This window comes from Pseudomonas sp. NPDC089918 (assembly GCF_050280605.1).
GTDB lineage: Bacteria > Pseudomonadota > Gammaproteobacteria > Pseudomonadales > Pseudomonadaceae > Aquipseudomonas.
On the sequence record NZ_JBNNVP010000089.1, the window covers coordinates 1 to 4,431 of the forward strand.

Below are 4,431 nucleotides of genomic sequence, written 5' to 3' on the forward strand. Positions count from 1 at the left end.
GCGTAACTCTTTGTTTACCAAGGAGTTTTCCGTTTCGACTGCGCCGGAAGTGGGGCGAATTATAGACTTCCAGAATCTGCCGTCAACCCCTGATTGCAGCTTTATTCGGATTTGAGCGTAATACGCGCAAATGCCTTCTTCCCGGCCTGGCAAACATGGGTCGCACCCAGTACGTATATAAAGGTGCGATCGACAACCTCACCATCTATACGCACACCACCAGAACCCAGAAGGTCGCGCGCCACTGCGGAGTTCTTCACCAACCCTGCTTTATTAAGGACCGCAGCGATCGGCATATCCTCGGCGGCAGTCAATTCGATCTCTGGCAGATCATCCGGCAGCTCACCGTCTTTCATACGGTTGCCCGCCGCACGATGAGCATTGGCCGCAGCCTCTTCACCATGGAAGCGCGCAACTATCTCTTCGGCCAGCTTGATCTTGATGTCACGCGGATTCGCACCCGCCTCGACGTCAGCCCGCAAAGTATTGATCTCTTCCATGGAGCGGAAGCTGAGCAATTCGAAGTAACGCCACATCAGCACATCCGGAATAGAGACCAGCTTGCCGTACATGACACCTGGCGCCTCCTGGATACCGACGTAGTTGCCCAGCGACTTGGACATCTTCTTCACGCCATCCAGACCTTCGAGCAACGGCATGGTCAGAATGCATTGAGCCTCCTGACCATAACTACGCTGCAGCTCGCGCCCCATCAGCAGGTTGAACTTCTGATCGGTACCACCCAGCTCGACATCCGCGCGCAACGCGACCGAGTCATAACCCTGAACCAGCGGATAGAGGAACTCATGGATGGCGATTGGCTGATTGGTCGTGTAGCGCTTGTCGAAATCGTCGCGCTCGAGCATGCGAGCCACGGTGTATTGCGAAGTCAGACGAATAAAGTCGGCCGGCCCCATCTGATCCATCCAGGTGGAGTTGAACGCCACTTCGGTCTTGGCCGGATCAAGAATCTTGAAGACTTGAGTCTTGTAGGTCTCGGCATTCTCGAGAACCTGCTCACGGGTGAGCGGAGGACGTGTCGCGCTCTTGCCGCTCGGATCACCGATCATCCCGGTGAAGTCACCTATAAGGAAGATCACCTGGTGCCCCAGATCCTGGAACTGACGCAGCTTATTAATAAGCACGGTGTGACCCAGGTGCAAATCCGGCGCGGTCGGATCGAAGCCTGCCTTAATACGCAGCGGCTGGCCACGCTTGAGTTTCTCGATCAGCTCGGACTCGACCAACAGTTCTTCTGCACCACGTTTGATCAGCGCTAGCTGCTCTTCAACCGACTTCATAACAGACCCGCAAGGCTCAGATTCAAAGGGGAACAACCATACAAGATCGCGCACCAAATACAAGTTTTGCCCGGCGCGCGGACGCCAATCCACAGACAGAGCGCTCGCAGACTTGCTTAAGAGATGATTTGGTTATATTTTATACAGTTATTTCGTCTTCATCATGTCATTCATCTTTTCCAATTCATCTTTTCAAAGTCAAAACTACCTATGACCACAGAACCGTCTAAAGCGCCGCCGCTTTACCCGAAGACTCACTTGCTCGCAGCAAGTGGCATCGCCGCCCTTCTCAGCCTGGCGCTTCTGGTATTCCCTTCCAGTGATGTTGAAGCCAAAAAGACGACCCTGAGTCTTGAACTGGAAAGCCCCGCAGAACAACTGACACAAGATCAAGACGCCGCCGACACCGTCCAAGCCACAAATGAGCCGGCAGCCTCCCCCTTCGCGCAGATCGAAAACAGCGCCGAAGAGACTCAGGAAACCGCCCAGGCCGCCCCCACCCCTGCTCCCGCGCCAGTCGTCGAAGAGAAGAAGGCGCCAGGTCATAAGGAAGTGATTGTCAGCAAAGGCGACACTCTCTCGACTTTGTTCGAGAAAGTCGGTCTTCCGGCCACTTCGGTGCATGAAGTACTGGCCAGCGACAAGCAGGCCAAGCAGTTCAGCCAGCTCAAACATGGCCAGAAGCTTGAGTTCGAACTGAGCCCTGATGGCCAGCTGACCAATTTGCACAGCAAAGTCAGCGACACGGAAAGCATCAGCCTGACCAAGAATGACAAGGGTTATACGTTCAATCGCATTACCGCCAAGCCTACAGTTCGCTCCGCCTATGTTCATGGCGTGATCAACAGCTCGCTGTCGCAATCTGCCGCCCGAGCCGGTTTGTCCCACAGCCTGACCATGGATATGGCCAGTGTGTTTGGCTATGACGTCGACTTCGCCCAGGATATTCGCCAGGGTGACGAGTTTGATGTGATTTACGAGCAGAAGGTCGTCAATGGCAAAGCTGTCGGCAACGGCCCGATCCTCTCCGCACGCTTCACCAACCGCGGCAAGACTTATACCGCGGTGCGCTACACCAACAAACAAGGCAACAGCAGCTACTACACGGCTGACGGCAACAGCATGCGCAAGGCGTTTATCCGCACCCCGGTAGACTTCGCCCGCATCAGCTCGAAATTCTCCATGGGCCGCAAGCACCCGATCCTGAACAAGATCCGCGCCCACAAAGGTGTCGATTACGCGGCACCACGCGGTACGCCGATCAAGGCTGCCGGTGACGGCAAGGTATTGTTGGCGGGTCGTCGTGGCGGTTATGGCAACACCGTGATCATCCAGCACGGTAATACCTACCGCACGCTGTACGGTCATATGCAGGGCTTCGCCAAAGGCATCAAGACTGGCGGCAGCGTCAAGCAAGGTCAGGTGATCGGTTACATCGGCACCACCGGCCTCTCCACCGGCCCGCACTTGCACTACGAGTTCCAGGTCAATGGCGTGCACGTCGATCCGCTGGGTCAGAAGGTGGCGATGGCCGATCCGATCTCCAAAGCTGAACGCTCACGCTTCCTCGCGCAAAGCCAACCGCTGATGGCGCGCATGGATCAAGAGAAAACCACTCAGCTGGCTTCGAAACGCTAAGTCATGGCGCTCTATATAGGTGTGATGTCCGGGACCAGCCTTGATGGCCTGGACATTGCGTTGATCGAGCAAACCCCGGCGATCAGGCTGATCGCCACCCATTACATCCCTATGCCTGATTCCCTGCGCGCCGAGCTGCTTGGCTTGTGCGCCAGCGGCCCGGACGAGATTGCCCGCTCCGCCATTGCCCAGCAGAACTGGGTGAAACTGGCCGCACAGGGCATTCACACCCTCCTCGACCAACAAAACCTGAAACCCGACGACATTCGCGCGATTGGCAGCCATGGCCAGACCATTCGCCACGAGCCGGCGCGCGGGTTCACGGTGCAAATCGGTAACCCTGCCTTACTCACCGAGCTGACCGGCATCACCGTGGTCAGCGACTTCCGCAGCCGCGATGTAGCCGCTGGCGGACAAGGTGCGCCACTGGTTCCAGCCTTTCACGAAGCCCTGTTTGAAGAACGGCCTGGCAACCGCGCGGTATTGAACGTCGGCGGGTTCAGCAACCTCAGCCTGATCGAACCCGGCAAGCCTGTTGCCGGGTTTGACTGCGGCCCCGGGAATGTCCTGCTGGATGCCTGGATTCACCAGCAACGCGGCGACAACTTTGATCGTGACGGCCATTGGGCTGCCAGCGGCAAAGTCGAATCAGTCCTGTTGAACGAGTTGCTCAGCGATCCGTTCTTTGTGACTCAAGGCCCGAAGAGCACTGGCCGCGAAGTGTTCAATCTGCCGTGGCTGATGCAGCATCTGTCGCAGCTACCGACCTTCGCTGCCGAAGACGTACAGGCCACGCTGCTTGAGCTGACTGCGCTGACCATTATCGAGTCATTGCAAAGCGCCCAATCGGATACTGATGAGCTGCTTGTCTGTGGTGGCGGCGCGCACAACAGCACATTGATGCGCCGCTTGGCCAGCCTGTTGCCGAATGCGAAAGTCAGCAGCACCGCTGCGTATGGTGTAGACCCGGACTGGGTCGAAGCCATGGCCTTCGCCTGGCTGGCTCATTGCTGCCTGGAAGGTATCGCAGCCAACCGTCCGAGTGTCACCGGTGCCCGCGGCCTGCGCGTACTCGGCGCCATCTACCCCGCCTGAGCCTGAACCCCTGACAGCAAAACGCCGCAGGGTCCTGAGACCTTGCGGCGCTTGGTAATACGGTGAGGGTGCGATCAGATCGAGAACGAAGAGCCGCAGCCACACGTGGTGGTAGCGTTCGGGTTCTTGATCACGAAACGCGAACCTTCCAGACCTTCCTGGTAATCCACTTCGGCACCTGCCAGGTACTGGAAGCTCATCGGATCGACCACCAGACTGACGCCTTCGCGCTCGACGATGGTGTCGTCATCGGCCACTTCTTCATCGAAGGTGAAGCCGTATTGAAACCCTGAACAACCGCCGCCCGTAACGAATACGCCCAGCTGGCCATCGCTTTGTTCGGTGAGCTTTGCCCGGCGGCGATGTTTTCGCCGATCTGCCGGCCTCGATAGCCAGC

At 57.4% G+C, this 4,431-nt stretch carries 4 protein-coding genes; 2 read left to right on the top strand and 2 right to left on the bottom strand.

Annotation, left to right across the window (positions count from 1 at the left end; all coding sequences use genetic code 11):
• Positions 1 to 101 precede the first annotated feature (101 nt).
• Positions 102 to 1,301, bottom strand: coding sequence for a tyrosine--tRNA ligase (gene tyrS / locus ACQKPC_RS30050; protein ID WP_427628294.1), 1,200 nt, complete (start codon positions 1,299 to 1,301; stop codon positions 102 to 104).
• 210 nt (positions 1,302 to 1,511) lie between these two features.
• Between tyrS and ACQKPC_RS30055 the strand changes: the two genes are divergently transcribed.
• Both ACQKPC_RS30055 and ACQKPC_RS30060 read left to right on the top strand, forming a co-directional pair.
• Positions 1,512 to 2,939 carry a peptidoglycan DD-metalloendopeptidase family protein gene (locus tag ACQKPC_RS30055; protein ID WP_008067467.1) on the top strand — a complete coding sequence of 476 codons (1,428 nt, stop codon included), beginning with the start codon at positions 1,512 to 1,514 and terminating at the stop codon, positions 2,937 to 2,939.
• A 3-nt stretch (positions 2,940 to 2,942) separates the two neighbouring features.
• Positions 2,943 to 4,034, top strand: coding sequence for an anhydro-N-acetylmuramic acid kinase (locus ACQKPC_RS30060; protein ID WP_427628296.1), 1,092 nt, complete (start codon positions 2,943 to 2,945; stop codon positions 4,032 to 4,034).
• Positions 4,035 to 4,108: 74 nt separating this feature from the next.
• Here ACQKPC_RS30060 and erpA read toward each other — a convergent pair.
• Positions 4,109 to 4,431 (bottom strand): iron-sulfur cluster insertion protein ErpA (gene erpA, locus ACQKPC_RS30065; protein ID WP_427628298.1); only part of this gene is annotated, 323 nt, incomplete at its 5' end.